The organism is Sulfuricurvum sp. (assembly GCF_028713855.1).
GTDB lineage: Bacteria > Campylobacterota > Campylobacteria > Campylobacterales > Sulfurimonadaceae > Sulfuricurvum.
The window spans coordinates 212,696-234,259 of record NZ_JAQTNN010000001.1 but is presented as its reverse complement, the minus strand read 5'-3'; the positions used below and the strand labels follow the sequence as shown (position 1 = coordinate 234,259).

The window sequence follows — 21,564 nt, the reverse complement described above, 5'->3', positions numbered from 1 at the left end:
TTCACAGCCCCTCCTGTAAAAAATGGTTGGCTCTTTTAATCGAGGTAACCGTGGCATACGGAAGGAAAAAGTCCCGTGCCCCTGAAACATCGATCACCTCATCATTAACTCCCAAATAAACTTCTATTGCTGTCCCTTTGGCACATATCCTATCCATCAGATCGTGAGTCCACTCAAAATAGAGCAGCTCTCTCAACGATTCGGCATCATTATCACCCAAGTTCATCGGCGCTATAGGATACGGTGCAAAACATCTGGTTACAAAATTTTCCAGATAGTGTTCGGGATCTTTGAGGTATCCCCCCATCTGAAGCCGTTTGAACGACTCTTTTTTGGTTTGGAAAAAAGCGGGAGAAAAAAGTTGTAGCGTATCGATCCGCTCGTAAGCTTCTGCTGCATACTGCGCGGCCTTAATTGCTCCATAGCTGAATCCGGCTACCGTATACTCACTGTGTTTCAGATAGTTTTCGAAAAAACTCTGATCATTTGTGAGGGCAAATCCGCTATAAAATCTCATTCATCGTTGCTTTCGCAAGAGCTTTGGATATATGCTCATACTCATCTAAAATTGTTTCAAATTTTGAAACTACTTTTTCATGCCGCTCTAACAAAGCACTCATCTCATTATAAAGACGCTCAGTAAGATTTGCTTCATCCTCATGAGTAGGTTGGATAGTACTTCCCATCCCGTAGTCATATACCATCGCATGTATCAATTCTTTTGCCACACCAAGGTCGTGAGAAGCATTACTCGCATGTTCCCCAAAGCGTAAATGCGATGCTGCAATCCCTGCAAGATGTACTCGTACATGTGCCTCGATCTCATGACGCAACTGCGGCTCAGCGGTAGGAGGGGTGATCGCATCATTAGTGAGCGTAATTTTCTCGTATGGAAGATCAAACCATGTCGCGGCAAAAACTTTTCCGGCCTGATAACGGACTTGATAGCGTCGTTGTTCATCACTCAGCATTGCGATTTTCTTTTTCCCGAACATCACTTTGTCTTTCACCGCTAAAAAGTGTTCCTGCTTCACCTGAATCTCGTTTTGTCGCATACACAACAATGCCGCTTCATTCACCAATGCCGCAAGTGAAGCCCCGTTAAATCCGACGGTCATTTTCGCAACATCACTAATAGAGAGTTCATGAGGGATCGTACGGAGATATTTGTTCAAAATCGCTTCACGCTCTGATGCGGTGGGAAGTTCTACAAAAATACGGCGATCAAACCGTCCGGCGCGGAGCAACGCGGCATCCATAACATCGATGTTATTGGTTGCTGCGATTACGACAATCCCGCTCGTATCTTCAAACCCGTCCATCTCGGTAAGGAGTTGATTGAGTGTCCCTTCGCGTTCGTCGTTACGATCACCGCCCCGCTTTTTACCGACAGCATCGATTTCATCGATAAAAATGATGGATGGAGCATTTTTCTTGGCGGCGTTAAAAAGCTCACTCACCCGTTTAGCTCCCATACCAACATAAATCTGTACAAATGAGGCACCGCTTTGATAGAAAAACGGCACATCCGCTTCGGCAGCAACCGCTTTGGCGATCATCGTTTTACCCACGCCAGGAGGTCCTACAAGTAAAACTCCACGCGGCATACGTGCACCGAAACTGTAATAGCGTTTCGGATTGCGTAAAAAGTCGATAATTTCTTCGAGTTCCTCTTTAACATCGCCTATACCTCCGATATCGCTGAATCGTACGGTTGATTTAACCGGAGTGACATTGGAAGATGTCGCTTCAGGCTCAGATACCGCTTTTACAACGGTCGTCTCTGTCGGTACATCATCCTCAAATCCGAGTTTGCTTTTCCAAGCCCAATACCCTGCTCCACCGATTAGAACGAAAAAGGCGAAAAACCAACCCCATCCGCTCCCCCCTTTGGGTTCAATGATGAGATGAGATGTCAGCTCACGGGGCAACTGCGATGAAGCAATTTTTACGACCCCATTATCTTTTGTTGCAAAATAGGTATATTCTCCCTCACTAAACGCTTTTTCGATTTGGTTATTTTCAATTAGTTTGCTAGCTTGATCAAGGGTGACTACATCTGCGCTATCACGCAATAATGCAAAAAGAAGCAGGACGATAACAATCCCGCCGGATGCCGCGAGAATAAGTTGATTACGATTAAAATTTGGCCATGTTACATTCATCGTCTACCTCATATGTATCCAGTGTGATCCAGTCACCGCTGAGATCTTCACTGCTTTTAATTATGACTTTGTTGTAAAATTGATCATATCCGACATTTCTGCCCGCTTCACTCGACTCAACCAATACTTCCAAAGGTACAGAACTCATCTTATCACGAAAAGCACGATTATTCGTTTCGATAATGCCCGTTAGCTCGCTCATTCTTTTGGCCGAAACCGTTCCGTTTACTTCAGGTTTCATGGTTGCACTCGGGGTTCCATCACGCTTGGAATAGGTGAATGGGTGAATATGGGTAAGATGAAGTTCTCTAACATTTTTCATCGCTTCTTCCCAAATCGTATCACTCTCTCCGGGATGACCGACAATAAAATCAGTTCCGAGGGCAAAGCCTTTAGCATTGAGTATACCGAATAATTCTACATCGTTGGCAAATCGGTTACGACGGTTCATAATGCGAAGCATTGCATCCGAGCTGTGTTGAATTGCAATGTGTAAATGACGTTCCAACCACGGCTCATCCAGAATCTCCCGAAACGACTCATTGATTTGTATCGGTTCCAATGATCCGACCCGTATTCGTCGAACCCCTCGGATCAATGACATTTTTTTCATGAGTTCTGCAATATTACGTCCCTCACCCTGTCCGTAACTGCCGACATTGGTTCCGGTCAGGACGAACTCACCGAATCCGTTGGAGGCAAGTCGTGATACTTGCTCAAGTATTTTAGCTTCATCCATGCTTCGGGCATCACCACGCACAAAGGGAATAATGCAGTAACTGCATCGGAAGTTACACCCCTCTTGGATTTTGATAAACGCCCGTGATTTTCCGACAAATTCATCAACAATCGCATCATCGATGTAGTTCAAATCCCCTATCTCATAAAACCGGCTCTCTTGTGAAAGGAGTGTATTGATTTTCATCTTTTCGGATGGTCCGAAAACCCCCTGCACTTTTCCGGTATTAAAAAGACTCTCCCCTTTGGTATGAGCGCCGCACCCGGTCAAAAAGAGTTTTTTACCCTGCTTCTCGATTTGGTTAATGTAGCCGCGTACACTGACATCGGCTCCATTGGTCACGGTACAGGAGTTAACGACAACGATATCGGCCTGAGTTTCATCTTCTGTCACTTCATAATCACTCAAAGCACTCATCATTACTTGCGAATCAAACAGATTGGTTCGACAACCAAAGGTTTTAAAATAGACTTTTTGTTTCATTATTCTTCAATCGGCATAGGAGATTTAGGGGAAGCTTGCGAGGTATAAATCATTTGTGTCGGATAAGCGATGGTAATATCCGACTCGGCATTAAAGGCATCAATAATTTCCCCCGAAATAGTACTTCGAAGCGTTAATGTCGCATAGGCATTGGTTAGATACCATGCACTCACTTTCATTCCGTTTGGCTCGATAAAGGTGAATACCCGAGGTTCAACATTGCTGTTCTTAAGACTGTAGCGATCGCGAAGTTTATTGATCTGCTTACGGGTAATATCGGTGTAGCCTTTGGAGTATTTTCGGCAGATCTCTTTGACAAGATGTGCCGCTTTTTTGTGGTTGGAATCAAAGGTAATGATGATGTCGATCCCGTCCCACACCGTCTTGAGCGAACCGTGGGTATAGTTGGCAATCATCGAGGTAAAAATGTAGTTGTTCGGAACAAAAATAATCCTACCTGCACGGCGATTCGTTTCAAGCGTCGTGAACGTAACATCTTCCATGAGAGTAATACGCTGCAATGAGACGTCTAATACATCCCCCAAATAAATCATTCCGTCTTTCTCGAAACGGACACGATCACCGACATGTATCGTTCCGCCGACGACAATAACCAGCCATCCTAAAATGGACATAAACCAGTCGCGCATCGCGATAGCAAGACCTGCAGAAGCAAATCCGAGTACTGTAGCCAAATAACCAACGTTTTCAATGTAACTGAACATCAAAATTAAGACGATGAGAGTAACATTGACAAAGGTCAGTATCTTATTCGCCGTATAAAACCGTTCATTATCAACGATATAGCGTTTGATAACCCGTTTGAGTAAAAACGATAGTACAAACAAGATAAGGATGATCAATCCGATATTGAGCAGTTTGTAGATTTGGTCTTTGATCTCTTTGTTGATTTTTGCTTCGGTTGATTCAATCCGTTTTTCGTACACATCGGCGGTGGAAATCAACGTATCAAGAGCAAGTTTGAATTTCTCTACCTGAAGCAGCGTTGCTTCCAACTCCACTTCGTAATCCCCGGCTGTGTTCAGACGGATCATATCTTTGTACAAAGCAACTTGGCGTTCTAAAAGGGAAATAAGCTCTTGCAGTTCCTCTTCGCGTAAGACATAATCATGGTACTGACTGTTCAGCCGTTTGATATACGAAAGGCCGGTAACAATTTGAAAAGGGTTTGTAATCGAGGGGAGTGTACCTGCTTCATCAGGTTTAAGCAAGGAGACGAAAGGTGATGTTCCCTGTGCTTTGAGAAGTTCCACCTGATCGGTTAAAATCTTTTGTTTAGCCTGAAGCGCTTCCGTCTCTAATTTGCGCTCGACACTCGGGGCACGGTCTTGAAGCTGTTCAATGCGAAATTTAACGTCGCGAAGACTTTTACGTGTCTCTTGATACGCCATATACGAGTTGTAGCTTTTTATCCAGATACTGCTGTCACGTGCAAGTTCTTTCTGGATTTTTTTAAGTTCGTCCTGCGTATTTTGTAACTCAGCCTTTTTTGCCGAAGCGTCGAGCTCAGCCTGGAGTGCTTTTTCCTCTTTTTGTTTCAATTGTTCTTGTTTTGTCACAGCATGTAACGCTGTCGTAAAGGTAAAAAATATGAGCAGGAAGGATAATGCTAATTTCATGCGTTCTGGTTCACACGATGATAAGTTGAAAGAACTTTTTTTACTATTTCAGGTTTAACAGCATCCGTAATCTCAACATCGCCGATTCCACACGGGAGGATGAACGTGATAACAGTGTCCGCACTTTTTTTGTCCAAGAAAAAGGCTTGATAAAATTTTTCGACATCTGCAATGTCATACGAAAGCGGCAAGCCGTATTTCATAAGAAGCTCTTTTACTCGTGTCGCTTCATTTTGACTCATCAGTCCTGCTTCACAGGCTAGATCATTGGCCATTACCATACCGATTGCAACGCTCTCACCGTGTAAATACGTTTCGTATTTTGTTTCGTTTTCAATCACATGACCAAAGGTATGCCCGTAATTGAGTGCGGCACGAAGGCCTTGTTCTTTTTCATCCTCTTCAACAACACCAGCTTTGGTCTCGACTGCTTTGGTAATAGCATATTGAAGATTATCCCCTTCACGCAAATCGTTCTTCTCCAGCCACTCGAAAAACGATGCATTGAAGGTTACCGCCATTTTGACGATCTCCGCAACACCCGCTCCGAATTCACGTGCAGGAAGAGTAGTTAAGAAACTCGGATCAATATAGACGGCACGCGGTTGATGGAACGCACCGATCAGGTTTTTACCAAATCGATTATTTACTCCGGTTTTCCCTCCGACACTCGCATCCACTTGAGAAAGAAGTGTCGTAGGGACTTGGATAAAATCGATTCCGCGATTGTACAAACTCGATGCAAAACCGCCCATATCTCCGATAACACCGCCGCCGAATGCAATCAGAAGCGATTTACGGTTGAGTCGGTGATCGAACATACGGTCTAAAATAAACTCAATTGTCTCAAGCGTTTTGTACTGTTCACCATCGGGAATCGTAATAATATAAATCTCTTTTGCCTGTAACCGTGAAAGGAGTGTTTGCAGATGCAGACCTGCAACTTTAGGATTGGTGAGGATAGCGACCTTCCCCTCATGGGATATAGTTGGCAAAGAGCCAATATATATAGAATATGAATCGTCAATTACACGTTTGAGATTGATAGAGAGCATCATGAAAAAACCTGCTGAATAAAGTTATACGTAATGGCTAAATGATACAAAAATGTGACTTAAAAGCCTCTGTAAGCTTTAAATTTGTGTAGGAATAAAAAGCTGATGGTAGCGGCCTAATTTTCGATAAAGGACCTCGGGATCAGTCGAAAAAAAGGCACTGACAGGGTTCATAAACATTTTGGAGGTGAACGGCAAAACATGGAGAAAATTTTCTCGATCACGCAATTCCCGAATAGGATTTGTCTCTTGTTTCGATACGTGAATTGATTTTGAAAAAATTGCCGAAAGGTTATTAAAATGCTCTATTACTTCACTCTTATGGGCGCCTTCTTCATTCGTATAATCTATCAATTCCAAATTAAATCCAAACTGCGAAGAAACGTCAAAAATGGTTGTTGAAATGTTTTCAATATGTCCTTCATCACTCAAAATAACGACACTTTCACTCAACGATGAGAAAGAACGTTCAGCGAGTTTCAGTACCGGCACATTTCCGGCAAAGAGTTTTTTACGGATGGAAAGTGATCCGAAAGCTCTATGAGAAACCAAAAACAGACCAATATGGTATTTTTTAATATCGCTAAGAATCATCCCCTCATCCGGCTTTCCGTCATAACATATTTCAATCGTTACATTACCCTGAACGGAGGCTTTAATCATCCGTAAAACATCAATATCGCCCGGATTGATTACCTTAATAATAAGAGGCTGACGGAGCTTTTTTTGGATGTAGACACTGCGTCGAACCAACGCCATAATCGAAGATGCTTTTTCAATACTCATATCAATATAAAGATAAAGTTTAGATCCAAAAGGAGCCGGAAACTGCCCAAGCTCACGCTTAATCGCTCGATAAATCGATCGTAGCACCGTAGGATCTCCAACTAATACCAACGTATCGTTCGGCTGAATCATTTTATTGTCACTGGGAATGATTAACTGTCTATTACGATAAATAGCGGCGATTTTCCAATTTTTTTGTTCAATCGAACCGATATGACGATAGACAAACGAACTCCCGAAGGGAACCAGGACTTCCATAATTTCCCCGGAGCCTAAACCGATATTTTTGGCCAAAACGGGGATATTTGGGAGATAATCGATCAAGTTTGCGGCAATGAGTTCTTGCATATTAACCCACTCAATATCATCATCGGGACTGGTTGCATTCCACAGATCCAATGCAATAATTCGAATAGAGGGTTTATACGTTCGGATATTTTTAATCGTATGTTCCAAATCGTTTATGTTTTCCATCACCAAAACAACTTGCCAGAAATCCATTTTTAAAAGATTAGAAATTTTATAGAAACTGGTCGTATCAAATTGAAAAAACTTGAATCGTGCAGGATTAAATCCTTGAAAATCATTCTCTTGTGTTTGGACAATGTAATAAAGATTTTCACTGGTATAAGTACCGATAACGCGTTCAATATAATGGTGACCGATAGCTCCGTCACTGATGATTAATATTTTTTTCATTACCGTGCAAACTTCTTATATTGCTTAATTTTAGGATGAGATTGTACCACATTTACATACTGCGTAAAAAAAAAATTTAATATGTGCCCTATTATTTTTTTTGATTTAAATATGATACACTTCTTTGTTATGAAGTAGGAGTTTAAATGCAACTTGATGCTAAAAAGTTTTTTTTCGCATTTTTCTTTTTTATTGCAACCTTGATCGCATTAGGTTATTATCATTTTGATCATGAGCAAAAACTGATTAACCAAAATATAAATTCTACTCTTGAAAAAGCTGTTATATCAGCGAATGTTGTCATCGGGGATCATTACCACGATAGAGTACTAACAACATCTCCCTCTGCCGTTGAAGATGCGGATACCATCAAAGCTCTCACCGCTTTAGCCCATGCCCAGGGGGTTGAGTATATTTATTCATTGGTTTTAGATAATACCGGAAAACTTCGATTTACCTCCAGCAGTGCCCGAAATCACGAACTCGTCAGCGGTCAAAATTTAACCCGATTTTTTGATATCTATCCGGCCAATTCCGATATGATCAAAGCCCTTAAAACCAATCAGATTGTCTGGGATATGAAAGAAAAATCGGATCAATGGGGGAAGTTTCGCAGTCTATTTATCCCTTACACCACCCCTTCAGGCTATCGCTACATCATCGGTGCTGATATCGAAGTAGGCTCTATTCAAAAACTATCTAACGCGGCGGCCTTTAAAGCAATCGCGACTTCACTCATTATTTTTTTAGGAGCATTACCGTTTTTGCTCATCTATCGCAACACATTGGAAGGTACTGCAACATTTTTACGAGCTAAAGTCCGTTCCGCCACCGATGAACTCCGTGAAGTAAATGAAATACTCGAGACCAAAGTAGAAGAAAAGACCAAACAACTGATCTCTCAAAGTTTCGAAGATCCTCTCACTGAACTCCCGAACCGTCATCGTCTCCAATACGATATGGATCGCTATACCTACAATGCCTTAATTATTATCAACCTCCATAATTTTCGAGAAATCAACGACTTTTTCGGCTTTTCGATCGGGGATGATCTCCTTCGGCAAATGGGGCATTGGCTTAAAACAGTTGATCTTAATCCGTACCGCCTGAGCGGGGATGAATTTGCCATCCTTATCGACGAAGAATTGACCCAAGAAGCACTTATAGAACTATCTCATCGTCTGCTCAACCGTCTAATTGATCACCCATTTAGTGTCGGTGAAGAGACCGTCTCCCTTAGTATCACTATAGGAATTGATGCCGAACCGGAAATTTCTCTCGCTCATGCCGATATCGCATTGCATCAAGCCAAAGAGAAGAGTAACCATATCGCATTCTACAGCAGTGAAAATCATGTTGAAGAGCAATATCAAGCTAATATCGCGCTCACGGCAACCATTCACAAAGCACTCAATTCGGGACGAATTACCTGTTTTTACCAGCCTATTGTCTCGACCCAAACCGGACGAATCGAAAAGTATGAGACCCTGGTCCGGATGATTGATGAAGCTGCCAATATTATTCCTCCACTTGATTTTCTTAAAACCGCACAAAAAACCCGTCTTTATCCCCAAATTACTCGCACGGTCATAGAGCATGCCTGTAATACGTTTAAAGATAGAAATGAAGAATTCTCGGTTAATCTCTCAATCCGTGATATAGAGGACCACAATACCGTCCGTTTTATCGAAGAGATGATAGTAAAGACTGATACCGCACATCGTATTGTCTTTGAAATATTAGAATCTGAGGGGATTGATAATTTTGATGCGGTGATCCATTTTATCCATCGTATGAAAAGATTGGGAGCCAAAATTGCTATTGATGATTACGGTACAGGCTATTCCAGTCTTGAAAATATTCTCCGCCTTGATATTGATTACATTAAAATTGACGGTTCACTGATACAAAATATCAATAACAATCCAAAACACGCAATAGTCCTTGAATCAATCGCTGATTTTGCTTCTAAACTCGGGATTAAAACGATTGCTGAATTTGTCAGTTCCGAAGAGTTATTTCAACATGTCAAAACCATCGGTATTACCTATTCTCAAGGATACTATACCGGTAAGCCTGCTGCTTTAAGCCTTTAACCTAATTTTTCCTGCCCGATACGATAAAGAGCAAAATCGTATTTGAGGGGATCAGAGGGATCGAATCGCTTGAGCGTCTCTGTGAGTTCGAGTGCGGCTCTCATATCGCACTGTTTACGATTTAAAAGCCCCAATCGATGAGACACATTAAACGTATGGGTATCCAAAGGCATAATCAAATCACTTTTTTTCACGCCGCTCCATAATCCCATATCTAAACTGTCATGGCGTACCATCCAGCGTAAATACATCATCCAACGTTTCATCGCTGAAGCTTTGGCAATGCTTACGATCGGTTTGCCAATCAAAAATTCATATCCCCTGGAACGGTACGGATTTAGTTCATAAAGAGCTACTATCAAGGTATTTATCCCTTCTAATAGAGAATTTTCACCGTATCCTCGCATAAAGACCTTTTCAGCCCCCCCAACCGCTTTGAGTTTTTGTAACGTACAAAACCATTGAATAATATCTTCGGTATTTTGGAAACGATAATATTTGCCTTCCAGCCTTTTGCGTAAAAAAGTTTCTTCCAAATCATATAAATCATCGTTAAAAGAAGCTAAAAGAGCAACGATAGCCTTGGCACTGCCATAGGCGAATAAAGCACATGTGAGGGCGTGATGCTGATCCATTGTTCTACGCGCAATCATCAGAGGGTCTGGTCGTTCTTCGCACAATTCGTCCACACAGTTACGAGCTTCTACCTCAGCATCCAAATACGCTTGTATCTCTTTCACTATCGACCTAAAAGATAGAGTTGCTTACGCTCGCTTGAACCGGCGATATTGAGTTGTTTGCGATACTTGGCAATGGTACGTCGAACCATAGTGATTTTAAATTTATCCTGGATCATTTCCAAAAGCTTCATATCGCTCAGCGGTTTTTTATGGGATTCATTTTTGACCAATTCTCCGACATATTCTTTGATCGCAGCATTAGAAACATCCTCATCGATAGCCGTGGTAAAGAAATCTTTCATCGGATAGATACCGCGATCGCACGCGATGTATTTGTTCGCAATTGCACGGGAAATAGTGGAAGGGTTATGACCGAATTCATCAGCTAATGTTTTAAGCGTCAGCGGTTTGATGGCACCTCCGGTAAAAAAGTCATACTGATATTCGACAATCATCAATCCTACTTTATACAATGTCGCTTTACGCATCTCCAATGCATCAATAAGGCTTTTTGCCTCTTTGAGCTTATCACGGACAAACGGATGATCGACCCCATAGGCCGCGTCGATAGTTATATCAGGATAGTAACGATCATTCAACCGTACCTCAATCCCCTCTTCAGGATCGTTATGAATCATTAGGTCGGGTATTACCTGCATTGAATCTTCCAGATAGTCGATTGCAGGAGGGTTCTTGAAACTTCCGATAATCCTCATCGCTTCCTCAAATGCAGACTCTTTACGGTAACGCCCGAGTTCTTCTAAATGGGTAATAATTTCTCGTGCAAGGGTATATCCTTCATCACTGATTACTGCGGATTCAAGTTGAAATAAAAATGACTCGCTGACATTTCGTGCACCGATACCAACGGGTTCCATATGGATGAATCGAAGACGAATTTTTTCAAATTGATCGAGAGTAATCCCTTTTTCGGCACAAAAGAGATCACAGTCTCCCTCATAATAGCCCCCCTCATCCAGATTCTCGATAATATGAGTCGCCACTACACGCGATATCGGCGTCGGAAACAATGAAGTATCCATCTGTTCTTCAAGTACTTCATACAAACTTTTGTGCTGAATGGTTAGGGCTTCAATCGCCTCGCTGTGCGAATTTTGGACATAGCCGTATTGGATTTTTTTCGGGATTCTTAACTCAAAAGACTCTTCGTATCCCGATTTGACATCGATGAGAGGATTTCCCTCAACAAACGGAGCCATCGCTTCACCCAAGTCGCTGAGGCTGGATTGCAAAATCGGCAACCAGTTACGGAGGGTATTGGAAAGCTTATTTTTTAGCTCGACGCTTGTTTTAACCCGTAACATGGACGCTAAAACTTGAACGATTCACCGAGGTAATGTTGACGAACATCGGCATTATTGGCGATCTCATCACTCGTCCCCGAAGCCAGCAGCTCACCGCTTTTAATAACATACGCCCGATCACATACCGCTAACGTCTCACGAACGTTATGATCGGTAATCAACACACCGATTCCATACTCCACCAACTGCGAAATTACACCTTGAATATCCATCACTGCGATCGGGTCTACTCCGGCAAACGGTTCATCCAAAAGTAAAAAACGAGGTTTATTTACCAGTGCACGAGCAATTTCGGCTCGACGACGCTCTCCACCGCTAAGATTGATCCCACGACGGTTACGGATCGGCTCAATGTTAAACATCTCTAATAGCTCTTCAATCCGTTTATCCGCCATCTCTTTGCTCAGTTTTCCTGCTTGAGCCGCAATAATAAGATTTTCCTCGACCGTAAGGTCTTTAAAGATTGAAGCCTCTTGCGGGAGATAACCAATCCCCATTCGTGAACGCTGATGAAGCGGTAGGTTGGAAACATCTTCACCGTCGATATAAACTTTACCGCCTGTCGCTTCGATCAATCCACAAATCATATAAAACGTCGTTGTTTTACCCGCGCCGTTGGGTCCGAGCAACCCTACTACTTCTCCGGTACGCAGTTCCATACTGATACCGCGAACGATTTCATGATTTTTAATTGTTTTGACCAAATGATCGACTTTTAACTCATGCACGCTGCACCTCATAATATCGCGATTGCTCATCGCATTTGGTAATTTTTAAAATAAGACAATCGATTCCGCATCGTTTAATTAAATCAATAAGAGCACCATCGCCCCACTCGACCAAGTGATAACCATCCCTCTCCAACTCTTCCATCATCCCCAGACTTAAAAATTTCTCGAATCCGTAGTTATAGAGATCATAATGATAGAGCTTCTCGCCGTAACGCTGTTGCAGAGAAAAAGTCGGAGAAGTGACTGAATCTTTCATCCCAAGATAGTGGGCAAAAGCCTGCGTTAAGGTCGTTTTACCACTGGCCAAATCTCCTTGGAGAATAATAACACCCCCATTGGGAAGTAATTCGGTAATGTCAGAACAAAGTTGCGGCAACTCTTCTAAAGTAAGCTTATTCATAGTTTAGATGATACCGACACGATTTGATCCAATTTTTTAGCCGCTTTCCCGCTTAGAAGGGTCTCTTTGGCTATTTCAAGCCCCTCTTGAACATCACGTGCCATCCCCTCTGCTACAAGGGCGTAAGCCGCATTAATCAAAACCATATCCCGTTGAGGATCGGTAGCGCGGTTATTCAAGATATTGGTGAGAATCTGAGCATTTTGTTCCGCTTCTCCTCCGAGAATCGCTTCAAAAGGAGCTTTTTTGATCCCAACCATTTGCGGATCGATCTCGAAATAATCGATTACACCGTTTTTCAAATGTCCCGCATAGGTGATGTCGCTAATGCTGATTTCATCCATCTTTTCGCGCGAACTCACCACAATCGCCGAGTGCATCCCCAACGTTCGCGCCGCTTCCGCCATTTTAGGAACGAATACCTCATCAAATACTCCCAAGAGGATTTTAGAGAGTCCGACAGGGTTGGTGAGCGGTCCAAGGATATTAAAGATCGTTTTTTCAGGGATCGAGCGGCGTATCGGCATAATAAACTTCATCGCCGGATGGTGGTATTGAGCGAATAAAAAGGTAAATCCGCACTCTTGGAGAAGTGCCGAACTCTGCTCTAAACTCAGATCCAGTTTCACCCCCAAATATTCGAGCACATCCGCACTCCCCGATTTGGAAGTAATAGAACGATTACCGTGTTTTGCGACATATGCGCCCGATGCGGCGAGGACGAGGGCGACGGTAGAGCTTACATTAAAACTCCCACTCTTGTCTCCCCCTGTTCCGACCACATCGATGAGTTTTGGTTTGAGTTCAGCAGGGACTTCGAGGATGATCGAGTGGGTACGCATCACCTCTGCCGCCGTTGCAATCATCTCCGAAGAGGTCTCTTCATTGAGACTAAGAGAGAGTAAAAACTCCCGCATCTCATTATCATCCATTCTATGTTCAAAGAGTGCTTCAAAATCGGATTTCGTAGCGATCATGAGAGTTCCTTGACATAGAGATGTTGCTGTGATTTCGGGGTCGATTTGATCGTTGGGATCGCCAGCACTTCATAACGCATCTGTTTTTCGAGATACACGAGAGTGATAATGTCCCCTACCGCAACGTTTTTAGCGGGTTTTACCGCTTTATCGTTGATGTAGACGACACCCTCGCCAATCATATCCTGAGCTACGGCACGGCGTTTGGTCAGATTGACCGCATTTAAAAATTTATCGATTCGCAAAGAGGTTCCGTAGTATTGAGTTTGAAGTGGTTATTGTAGGTAATGAAAGCTAAAAGAGAGGTAAGAGCGCAAAAATTGTTCCACTATTTTTACGCTCACTATTTAACTCGCGAAACCGCTTTTAAAAGAGTCTTTGGCAACAACGATCTGTTTTTGTTTCTCTTTGCGCGCGGTATCTTTTTCAACAAAGATTTTTTTACGCGTTTGCGGATCCATCTCGGTGTAGTACATCACCGCCGAATAGGTTCCAGGAGTCGGAGTAAAGACCTGTGCCTGTTCGGGATTCATCTTGAGTTCATCGGTCGTAAAGCGCTTCAAATCGTGCATATCTTTCTCGGTGCATCCCGGATGGGCGGCGATAAGATAGTAGGTCAAGAACTGCTTTTTACCTTCTTCTTTATTCAATTTATCATAGAGCTTTTTAAAATCGACGAGGGTTTGTTTGCCGGGTTTGTTCATCAGATGCAAAACATGATCCGAGGTATGCTCAGGGGCAACTTTCATCTGTCCTGAGATGTGATGCTTCACCATCTCTTTGAGATACTCATACCCTTGGCGTTTATCCTCATTTATCAGATCGTAGCGAACCCCCGAAGCGACAAACGCTTTTTTAATCCCCCGCACTTCCCGAAGTCGGCGCAGGAGGTTAATAACACGGGTGTGATCCACTTTCATCGATTTGCACAGATGGGTATCATCGACACACCTCTGATGATCGCACGTACCGTGTTTGAGCTTTTTGTTGCACTCATAACCATACATGTTGGCGGTAGGACCACCTACATCACTGATGATCCCTTTGAAATCTTTGTACTCGGTAAACTGGGTTGCCTCTTTTACAATCGACTCTTCACTACGGGTGCGGATAGTACGCCCCTGATGAACACCGATCGCACAAAAATTACACTCCCCCCAGCACCCCTGATGGGTCATGATAGAGAATTTGATTGTTTCCAAACACTTTACTGTCCCCTTCGGTCGATGATAAGGGTGAAGTTCACGGGTAAAAGGCAACGCACTAACCGCGTCCATCTCGTTCTCATCCAGATAATCAGCGGGAGGATTTTGGATACTGTAACGCCCATCCACTTCCTGACATAATCCCTTTGCAGAGATAGGATCGTTATGGTTGTAAAACATATCAAAGAGATCAATATAACGCTCTTTGTTTTCCAAACACTCTGCATGGGATGGCAACGTCAGATACCCCTCACGAGGCTCTTTGGCGATATAACACACCCCTCGAATGTTATGAGGGGATTCACCGGAAGCTAACGCTTTAGGAAGAGCGACAATCGCCCCCTCCCCCATCCCATAAATGAGATAATCGGCTTTAGAATCGAATAAAATAGGCTTACGGAGTTTGTTCGTCCAGTAGTCATAATGGCTCACGCGACGCAAACTCGCTTCAATTCCCCCCAGTACGATAGGGACGGTGTTTTTGAAATGTTTGCGGATAAGATTGGTGTATACGAGCGTCGCGCGGTCAGGTCGTGCGTTATTGACACCACCCGGAGTGTAGTCGTCGCTGTTGCGAAATTTTTTGGTTGCAGTATAGTTGGAGACCATCGAATCAACGCTCCCGCCACTCACCCCCCAAAAAAGTTTCGGCTCCCCCAAGCGCATCACATCATCCATAGTGATATCGGGCTGTCCGATAATTCCGACGCGGTACCCTTCTCGCTCCAATATCCGTCCCACAACGGCTACGCCGATAAACGGAGAATCGATGTAGGCATCACCGGAGATGAGGATAATGTCGCATTCATCCCAGCCGCGTGCATCCATTTCGGCACGGGTAGTGGGTAAATAGCGAAGATGTTCAGGGGTAATTGTTTTCATAACGCGATTGTACCACAACGTCGTCATCCTCGGACTTGATCCGGGGATCCATCTTTTGTGCTTAAGATGAACTTTTTTTTAGCTGGATTCCCGCTTTCGCGGGAATGACGAAAACCTGCGTTATAATAATCAAATGGAAAATAATCTAAATCAAGAGATCATCGAGCATCTCATGCATCCGCGCAACTATGGCCCGCTGAAAGCTCCCACAGGTATAGGGGTTGGACACAGTGAACGAAGCGGTGAATTTGTCATGTTTTATATCAAAACAGAGGGCGAAATACTTCAAGAAGTCGGTTATGCTACCAACGGTTGTCAGGATACCGTTGTATTAGGATCAATGTTTACCGAAATGATTAAGGGAGAATCGCTTGAGTATGCCCAAAAGGCGGCAATAAAACTTCGTGATAAAGTATCATTTGGACCCGCAAAACAACAAGCGTGTGCGGATATGGTCCTTACGGCGTTTGAAGCGGCTTTAATTCATGAACGCAACTGCATCGAAGGTTCAACAGAAGAACTTTATGCCATTGAAATCGATATGGAATGTGAGGTAGAAGAATGATTGATGCGACACTCTTTCGACGCAAACACCAACTTTGGCTGCGTATGGCCTTTATCTCCTTTTCGGTAAAGGATCCGTGGGTTAAAAATCGTCTTTACGAATTTTCCCAAATCGAATTTCGCCATCTCAAATGGCTTGCTCAGTCACTGTATGAAAACAATTCCGCATATGACTATGAGCGTGATTCAAAATTTAGTATTGAGGGTGAATCATTTTTTACTCTTCTTCGGACGACGATCAATGAAATTAAAACGCTTCATCTGTTGTACAGTGGAACACCCTTATCTGAGCGGATGCGCCATGATGAAGAGTATATCCTTATTACGCTAACTGCTTATCTAAACAAATTCTCATTGGATGAACCGCTTAGTGCATTTAACCGTTCCCGTCATTGGCCGGATGCACTGCTGAGTGCTTCTGAAATCGATTCGTTAACCCTCTTTTTGTTTGAAGAGCTGTATAAAGAGTACGAACTTATCATGGTCTATTTTTACCGACAAATCCGTGCCACAACTCCACTCCAAGTAAGCCATTTTCAAGATCTCATTGATGAATCACACTTTCATTTACGCTCATTTGGAGAGATGATGGCAAAAATGGGCATTTTGGCACTTCCTCGAACACTCCATCCACGAACCTATGAAATCACCGATATGGGGAAATTTCTCCGTTCCGGGATACTCGAAGAGGAGAGTGCCAAAGAAGAATGTCGTAAACTCTCATCGTCAATCACAGACGAAAAACTCTCTGCATTTTTTGAGTTTATCAATTACCAAGAGAGTTACCACATAGAAATTATGAAAAAACTATTAGGAGAAAAGTATGATTGAACAGGGAAATATTTATATTTTATTGGCTGTTATAGCTGTTTTTGCGTTTGTTCTCACCCGTAAAAAGGGGTGAGTTATTGTAATAAAGAGACAGGAGCAATATAAGTTCCTTGGAAGCAATCGATACCGAGAGCTTTTAAGCGTTCAACATCCTGAGCTTCTTCGATGTTAATCGCAATAATCGAAATACCGAGGCTTCGGGTAATATTATTAAAACTCTCTCTGCTTTTACCGGTATCTTTATCAAACATCATATCTTGCAAATAAGCACCGTTAGCTTTTACATAATCAGGACGAATTGCCTGAAGATAATATGCCCCTGCTTCGGGGATCGTGAAATGGTCAATTCCAAAACGGTAGCCGAACTGTTTTATCATGGTACTGACCGCAGATACCGCTTCGAGCTCATGCAAAGCCGTCGTATTACTCACTTCAAACCAAAGTATCAGACTGCTTTGACGATGAAATATCTCTAATTGAGTTCGTAACCACTGAATATTGACGTATTTTTTCACAAAATCACCGCTGAGATTCAAGGCCAACGGAGTAACAGGATTTTGCTCTTTGATGTGTTTAAACACTTTTTCAACCATATAGCGATCCAATACATCGATAAGCCCCAAACTCGTAGCAACAGGGATAAAATATCCCGCCGAATGGATAACTCCGTCACGATCCAATAAACGTAAAAATATCTCTTCATGCATTACGTTCAAGTGGTCACTACGCTGTTCTACTACACTTTGAAATGCCAAAAGCATACGTGATTCATCCAAACTTTTCAGCAATTCAGAACGCCATTCTTCACGACCCAATACTAAAGTTTCATCTCCCTCTAGATTGAAATCGACTGTGAAATTCCCTTGCAGTTTCGCTTGTGTTACCGCATGATCCGCACGCGATAAAAGTGATTTAAGGGTATCATTTTCACTGTAAATACCTACTCCACAGCCAATTGTTAAATATTCTACAAGATGATTATCTATCGATTCTATGAGCGTCCGCATCCGTGCCATTAGACTTTCAATACAAAGCTGAACAGATATAATTCCTGAAGCTGGAATAGTTGCAAAAAAATCACTCTCATTGAGGCGTACAATCAATGACGATGGAAAGGGACTCAACCCTGTATTTAGTCCATCAGCTAATGTATTGATAAGATGGTTATAGTGTTCATATCCACACTCACGTTTGAAACGGTCAATCTCATCTATGCTCACAAGGAGATAAACTCCCGAAGATAATGAAACATCTGATTGAAGATACTCGGGAAGTTTGGCAGTGAGATAACGGCGATTATAAAGACCTGTTTCCGTATCTTTATAAAGAAGTTCATGATAACGGCGTAAGGTCTCATTTTCCCGATCAAAAATATCTTTTACTTTTTCAACCATTGCATTCATCGCGATTGTAACAGAACGGAATTCGGTGGTAAAAGGGATCTTTTTCTCGATAATAAATTCATTGTCAATAATCGCTTTGGCCTGCTCACGTATCCGTTTAAGAGATTTGAGACTAAGAGAAAGAAGTACATAGAGAAATACAAAAACAACAGTCCCTATCATTAAAAATGTTTTTACCAAATCGATCATTGTATCGTAAAGCTGTCGATACGCATTTCCTGTATGACCGCTCACTTCAAGGGTACCGAAACGGTTCCACCCTATCATAATATCACTTTTTGCAATAGCATTATGTATCGGAACCATCTTGATAAACCATTGAGGTACATTACTAACACGCATATCACTCTCGCGGTTGTAAACCTCTTTACCATCAATGTCAACCAAACGAATACGCTGATAATATCCGCTATCATAAATCGCGTTGATCATCGTTTCCATAGTAGATGTATCGGAAGGATCAGCAACTTTCGAAAGCGAAAGCCCCAATGAATGTGCTGTATTTTTCGCATCGGTATAGAGCTGATTTTGGACAAATTCAGTTGCTGTTTTAAAATTTAGCATCATTACCGAGACCAAAATAACTCCTAAAAAGAGTCCGAGCATCAGCACCAGTTGTTTAAATAAGCTCATCGTTATTCCTTATGTTGAGAGATAATAAGTTCGTCCCACGGACGTTTTTGATGGGTTGCGGCAGGAACCAACTTCCCGATTTGGGCTTGCTTAGCATTAAAAAGTTCATCTCCTCTAAAACTATAAATCGGAATCAAATCGTCACGTTGCGATGCTGGAAGAATTTTGTAGTTGTAATTATCCAGTACCAAAGGTACCGATTTTGGCGTTGCATAGTAGGTAAGTACCATGTGCGCACTTTTATATCGGATCGATTTGGCATAAGTCATATAGAGTTTTGAAGTGGGAACCCCTAATTCTTTAAGGGTAAAATATTTGGCAATAACAAAGTCTTCACAATCGGCTTTATCCTTGCCGATAAACTCCAATCGGGTCGCCCAGTAATCGCTTACACCCCATGTCTCTTTATCCGATGCATAGGGGGTTTGATTGAAAAAATCGTTCACTTTTTCCATTTTTTCCATTTCATCCGCATCCTTAACGTCGTTCATCATGGAAACCAATGCGTAAGCCCGCCGCTTAGCGAATACACCATACTCTTTTTCAATCTTATCTAAAAATACTTTGGCAATAGAAAATTCTGGTGAACTGAGGAGAATGGCGGCAATTGCCGCCATAATGAAGAAAAGGGTGAATATATTTTGCATCCCTTATAATAACGTAATTTTAAATAACTGTATCAGTTATGACAGTTTCTACTTTTACCGTTACGGTCGGATCCGTGGCATTGACGCCATTGGATGTATACACATCAAAGGTGTGACCGGATTCGGTTACTGTCCCGCTATTAGACCAACCATCAGCCTGTGTTAACTGCACTTTATCGTTTGCACTGTCACCAAGAATTGTTAGTGTATGGCTACTGTCTGTCATATCAATAACATCAGAATAAGAGAGATTTGTTAGAGTGTGATTTCCATTTTGACTTAGATTGATCACTTCCATATTACTAATCTTACTACTGTCCAATGCACTAAAGTCGATACTCGTACCACTCAATAAAATCAACGTATCTCTACCTGCACCACCATCGATGACGATATCCAATGCATCGTACACGATAGTGTCATTACCGACCCCTCCATACAATGAATCACTACCCGCTTGACCGTCAAGTGTATCATTTCCAGCTCCACCGAAGATCATGTCATTACCGTTACCGCCATTGATCGTATCATCTCCGGCATATCCGCGAATTAAATCATTTTGAGTCGTTCCATTCAACGTTTGAGATGCTTCCGAACCAGTTGTCACAGTTGATGTTGTTTCACTCACCGTAATATTGAAATTTTCACTTGTACTTGCCGTATCGCCGTTACTTATTTCTGTTGCAGTAGCAGTCAGAGTAAGATTCATCGTACCTGTATAATTATCCGGCGGCAAAATGTATAAATTAGATAACTGATCCGGTGTCAATGTCCAACTACCATCAACGTTATGTGTTCCATTCGTTAGAATTGCACCGCTTGGTATTCCGGAAATCGTAACACTTAATGTTTCTGATCCGTCTGTATCATTAAGAGAAGCAGCTAAAGCCAACGCCGTTAATGCAATTGGTGCACTATACGCAATTCCACCAACAGTAAAATTAGCATTCGAAAGGGATAAAGAAGAGTCTTTATAGGTATCACCACTATTGAGAACTAACCAATCAAACGTATATTTTCCATCCATTGTTGCAGTATAACTATAGGTATCACTAATCGTTAAATTAGGGAATTTATTTTCTGATGAATCAACCATTACATAGGATTTTACCCCATTCGGATCTGTTACAACAAGAATTACCTGGTCATTATAACCGTTTGCTACTTCCGATTGCAGGTTTTCTCCGTTTTTGAATGTGTAATCCCAACTTACCGTCATGCCCGAATTCATATCGTAGCTAGCTTCCGTTGTTTTTCCGTCAATAATATTAACATATCCCGGGTCATTTACATTTGCACCCGTTGGATCAAAACGATTATCCAAAGAACCCGCTGCCAAACCTAATTCAGATTCTAGATTAGCTTGAGTTACCCCACCACCCATATCGTATTGTGTCACAACAATATCGCTATTCCCAGTCGAAATAACCGTAGCACCTTCATTTAGTGCATTAATGCCAGCTATAGGGCTTAGAGTAGGAATATCAGCAACAGCTGTGGTTGCCGGTACGGCTTCACTGTCGGTTCCGGTCGCATTGGAAGGATCGGTGACCGTCACGTTGACGCTTGGCAAGTTACCGCCGCCGTTGATCAGGTCGGCTCCCGCTTGGGTCAAGCTCACCG

The 21,564-nt window shown here is 42.4% G+C and carries 18 protein-coding genes and 1 pseudogene; 3 read left to right on the top strand and 16 right to left on the bottom strand.

Annotated features, from left to right (window positions below; genetic code table 11):
• Position 1: 1 nt before the first annotated feature.
• From bioV to PHI47_RS01100, 6 genes are all read right to left on the bottom strand, one after another.
• Positions 2-517 (bottom strand): pimelyl-ACP methyl ester esterase BioV, encoded by a 516-nt coding sequence (gene bioV, locus PHI47_RS01125; protein ID WP_299932707.1) that lies wholly within the window; start codon positions 515-517, stop codon positions 2-4.
• Positions 504-2,165, bottom strand: a complete 1,662-nt coding sequence (locus PHI47_RS01120; RefSeq protein WP_299932704.1) for an AAA family ATPase — start codon at positions 2,163-2,165, stop codon at positions 504-506. The genes bioV and PHI47_RS01120 overlap by 14 nt, the downstream gene beginning before the upstream one ends.
• Entirely contained in the window at positions 2,140-3,387 is a 1,248-nt protein-coding gene (gene mtaB / locus PHI47_RS01115; protein WP_299932701.1) for a tRNA (N(6)-L-threonylcarbamoyladenosine(37)-C(2))-methylthiotransferase MtaB, read from the bottom strand. Before mtaB ends, PHI47_RS01120 begins: the two co-directional genes overlap by 26 nt.
• On the bottom strand, positions 3,387-5,027 hold the full coding sequence (locus tag PHI47_RS01110; RefSeq protein WP_299932698.1) for a mechanosensitive ion channel domain-containing protein: 1,641 nt from the start codon (positions 5,025-5,027) through the stop codon (positions 3,387-3,389). The genes mtaB and PHI47_RS01110 overlap by 1 nt, the downstream gene beginning before the upstream one ends.
• Positions 5,024-6,085, bottom strand: coding sequence for a 3-dehydroquinate synthase (gene aroB, locus PHI47_RS01105; RefSeq protein WP_299932695.1), 1,062 nt, complete (start codon positions 6,083-6,085; stop codon positions 5,024-5,026). The genes PHI47_RS01110 and aroB overlap by 4 nt, the downstream gene beginning before the upstream one ends.
• 75 nt (positions 6,086-6,160) lie before the next feature.
• Positions 6,161-7,567, bottom strand: a complete 1,407-nt coding sequence (locus PHI47_RS01100) for a TrkA C-terminal domain-containing protein (RefSeq protein WP_299932692.1) — start codon at positions 7,565-7,567, stop codon at positions 6,161-6,163.
• 146 nt (positions 7,568-7,713) lie between these two features.
• On the opposite strand from PHI47_RS01100, the gene PHI47_RS01095 reads away from it, so the two are divergent.
• Positions 7,714-9,663, top strand: a complete 1,950-nt coding sequence (locus PHI47_RS01095; protein WP_299932688.1) for a bifunctional diguanylate cyclase/phosphodiesterase — start codon at positions 7,714-7,716, stop codon at positions 9,661-9,663.
• On the opposite strand, the gene PHI47_RS01090 is transcribed toward PHI47_RS01095, so the two are convergent.
• From PHI47_RS01090 to PHI47_RS01060, 7 genes are all read right to left on the bottom strand, one after another.
• On the bottom strand, positions 9,660-10,403 hold the full coding sequence (locus PHI47_RS01090; RefSeq protein WP_299932685.1) for a TIGR02757 family protein: 744 nt from the start codon (positions 10,401-10,403) through the stop codon (positions 9,660-9,662). The genes PHI47_RS01095 and PHI47_RS01090 overlap by 4 nt on opposite strands.
• On the bottom strand, positions 10,403-11,668 hold the full coding sequence (locus PHI47_RS01085; RefSeq protein ID WP_299932683.1) for an RNA polymerase factor sigma-54: 1,266 nt from the start codon (positions 11,666-11,668) through the stop codon (positions 10,403-10,405). The genes PHI47_RS01090 and PHI47_RS01085 overlap by 1 nt, the downstream gene beginning before the upstream one ends.
• A gap of 5 nt (positions 11,669-11,673) precedes the next feature.
• On the bottom strand, positions 11,674-12,396 hold the full coding sequence (gene lptB / locus PHI47_RS01080; protein ID WP_299932680.1) for an LPS export ABC transporter ATP-binding protein: 723 nt from the start codon (positions 12,394-12,396) through the stop codon (positions 11,674-11,676).
• Positions 12,389-12,799, bottom strand: coding sequence for a tRNA (adenosine(37)-N6)-threonylcarbamoyltransferase complex ATPase subunit type 1 TsaE (gene tsaE, locus PHI47_RS01075; protein WP_299932677.1), 411 nt, complete (start codon positions 12,797-12,799; stop codon positions 12,389-12,391). Before tsaE ends, lptB begins: the two co-directional genes overlap by 8 nt.
• Positions 12,796-13,776 carry an anthranilate phosphoribosyltransferase gene (trpD, locus tag PHI47_RS01070; protein ID WP_299932674.1) on the bottom strand — a complete coding sequence of 327 codons (981 nt, stop codon included), beginning with the start codon at positions 13,774-13,776 and terminating at the stop codon, positions 12,796-12,798. Before trpD ends, tsaE begins: the two co-directional genes overlap by 4 nt.
• Positions 13,773-14,021, bottom strand: coding sequence for an RNA-binding S4 domain-containing protein (locus PHI47_RS01065; RefSeq protein WP_295042070.1), 249 nt, complete (start codon positions 14,019-14,021; stop codon positions 13,773-13,775). Before PHI47_RS01065 ends, trpD begins: the two co-directional genes overlap by 4 nt.
• Before the next feature lie 102 nt (positions 14,022-14,123).
• A complete protein-coding gene (locus PHI47_RS01060) occupies positions 14,124-15,863 on the bottom strand; it encodes a YgiQ family radical SAM protein (RefSeq protein WP_299932668.1) in 1,740 nt (579 codons plus the stop codon).
• Between the two features lie 133 nt (positions 15,864-15,996).
• Between PHI47_RS01060 and PHI47_RS01055 the strand changes: the two genes are divergently transcribed.
• The gene (locus PHI47_RS01055; RefSeq protein ID WP_299932665.1) at positions 15,997-16,428 is read left to right on the top strand and encodes an iron-sulfur cluster assembly scaffold protein; all 432 of its coding nucleotides are present in this window, start codon (positions 15,997-15,999) and stop codon (positions 16,426-16,428) included.
• Complete coding sequence (locus tag PHI47_RS01050) at positions 16,425-17,258, top strand: iron-binding protein (protein ID WP_299932662.1); 834 nt, start codon at positions 16,425-16,427, stop codon at positions 17,256-17,258. The genes PHI47_RS01055 and PHI47_RS01050 overlap by 4 nt, the downstream gene beginning before the upstream one ends.
• 74 nt (positions 17,259-17,332) lie before the next feature.
• Here the strand turns inward: PHI47_RS01050 and PHI47_RS01045 are convergent, their stop codons facing one another.
• The 3 genes and pseudogenes from PHI47_RS01045 to PHI47_RS01035 all read right to left on the bottom strand — a co-directional run.
• On the bottom strand, positions 17,333-19,294 hold the full coding sequence (locus tag PHI47_RS01045) for a LapD/MoxY N-terminal periplasmic domain-containing protein (RefSeq protein ID WP_299932657.1): 1,962 nt from the start codon (positions 19,292-19,294) through the stop codon (positions 17,333-17,335).
• Between the two features lie 2 nt (positions 19,295-19,296).
• Positions 19,297-19,941 (bottom strand): transglutaminase-like cysteine peptidase, encoded by a 645-nt coding sequence (locus PHI47_RS01040; protein WP_299932654.1) that lies wholly within the window; start codon positions 19,939-19,941, stop codon positions 19,297-19,299.
• 19 nt (positions 19,942-19,960) lie between these two features.
• Positions 19,961-21,564, bottom strand: a pseudogene (locus PHI47_RS01035) (hypothetical protein); the annotation flags it as partial.

Coding starts and splice junctions, on each gene's coding strand:
- PHI47_RS01095 (WP_299932688.1), top strand. CDS start 7,714: ATGCAACTTGATGCTAAAAAGTTTTTTTTCGCATTTTTCTTTTTTATT.
- PHI47_RS01050 (WP_299932662.1), top strand. CDS start 16,425: ATGATTGATGCGACACTCTTTCGACGCAAACACCAACTTTGGCTGCGT.
- trpD (WP_299932674.1), bottom strand. CDS start 13,776: ATGATCGCTACGAAATCCGATTTTGAAGCACTCTTTGAACATAGAATG.
- aroB (WP_299932695.1), bottom strand. CDS start 6,085: ATGATGCTCTCTATCAATCTCAAACGTGTAATTGACGATTCATATTCT.
- PHI47_RS01045 (WP_299932657.1), bottom strand. CDS start 19,294: ATGAGCTTATTTAAACAACTGGTGCTGATGCTCGGACTCTTTTTAGGA.
- tsaE (WP_299932677.1), bottom strand. CDS start 12,799: ATGAATAAGCTTACTTTAGAAGAGTTGCCGCAACTTTGTTCTGACATT.
- PHI47_RS01110 (WP_299932698.1), bottom strand. CDS start 5,027: ATGAAATTAGCATTATCCTTCCTGCTCATATTTTTTACCTTTACGACA.
- PHI47_RS01100 (WP_299932692.1), bottom strand. CDS start 7,567: ATGAAAAAAATATTAATCATCAGTGACGGAGCTATCGGTCACCATTAT.
- bioV (WP_299932707.1), bottom strand. CDS start 517: ATGAGATTTTATAGCGGATTTGCCCTCACAAATGATCAGAGTTTTTTC.
- PHI47_RS01040 (WP_299932654.1), bottom strand. CDS start 19,941: ATGCAAAATATATTCACCCTTTTCTTCATTATGGCGGCAATTGCCGCC.
- PHI47_RS01055 (WP_299932665.1), top strand. CDS start 15,997: ATGGAAAATAATCTAAATCAAGAGATCATCGAGCATCTCATGCATCCG.
- PHI47_RS01085 (WP_299932683.1), bottom strand. CDS start 11,668: ATGTTACGGGTTAAAACAAGCGTCGAGCTAAAAAATAAGCTTTCCAAT.
- PHI47_RS01060 (WP_299932668.1), bottom strand. CDS start 15,863: ATGAAAACAATTACCCCTGAACATCTTCGCTATTTACCCACTACCCGT.
- PHI47_RS01120 (WP_299932704.1), bottom strand. CDS start 2,165: ATGAATGTAACATGGCCAAATTTTAATCGTAATCAACTTATTCTCGCG.
- mtaB (WP_299932701.1), bottom strand. CDS start 3,387: ATGAAACAAAAAGTCTATTTTAAAACCTTTGGTTGTCGAACCAATCTG.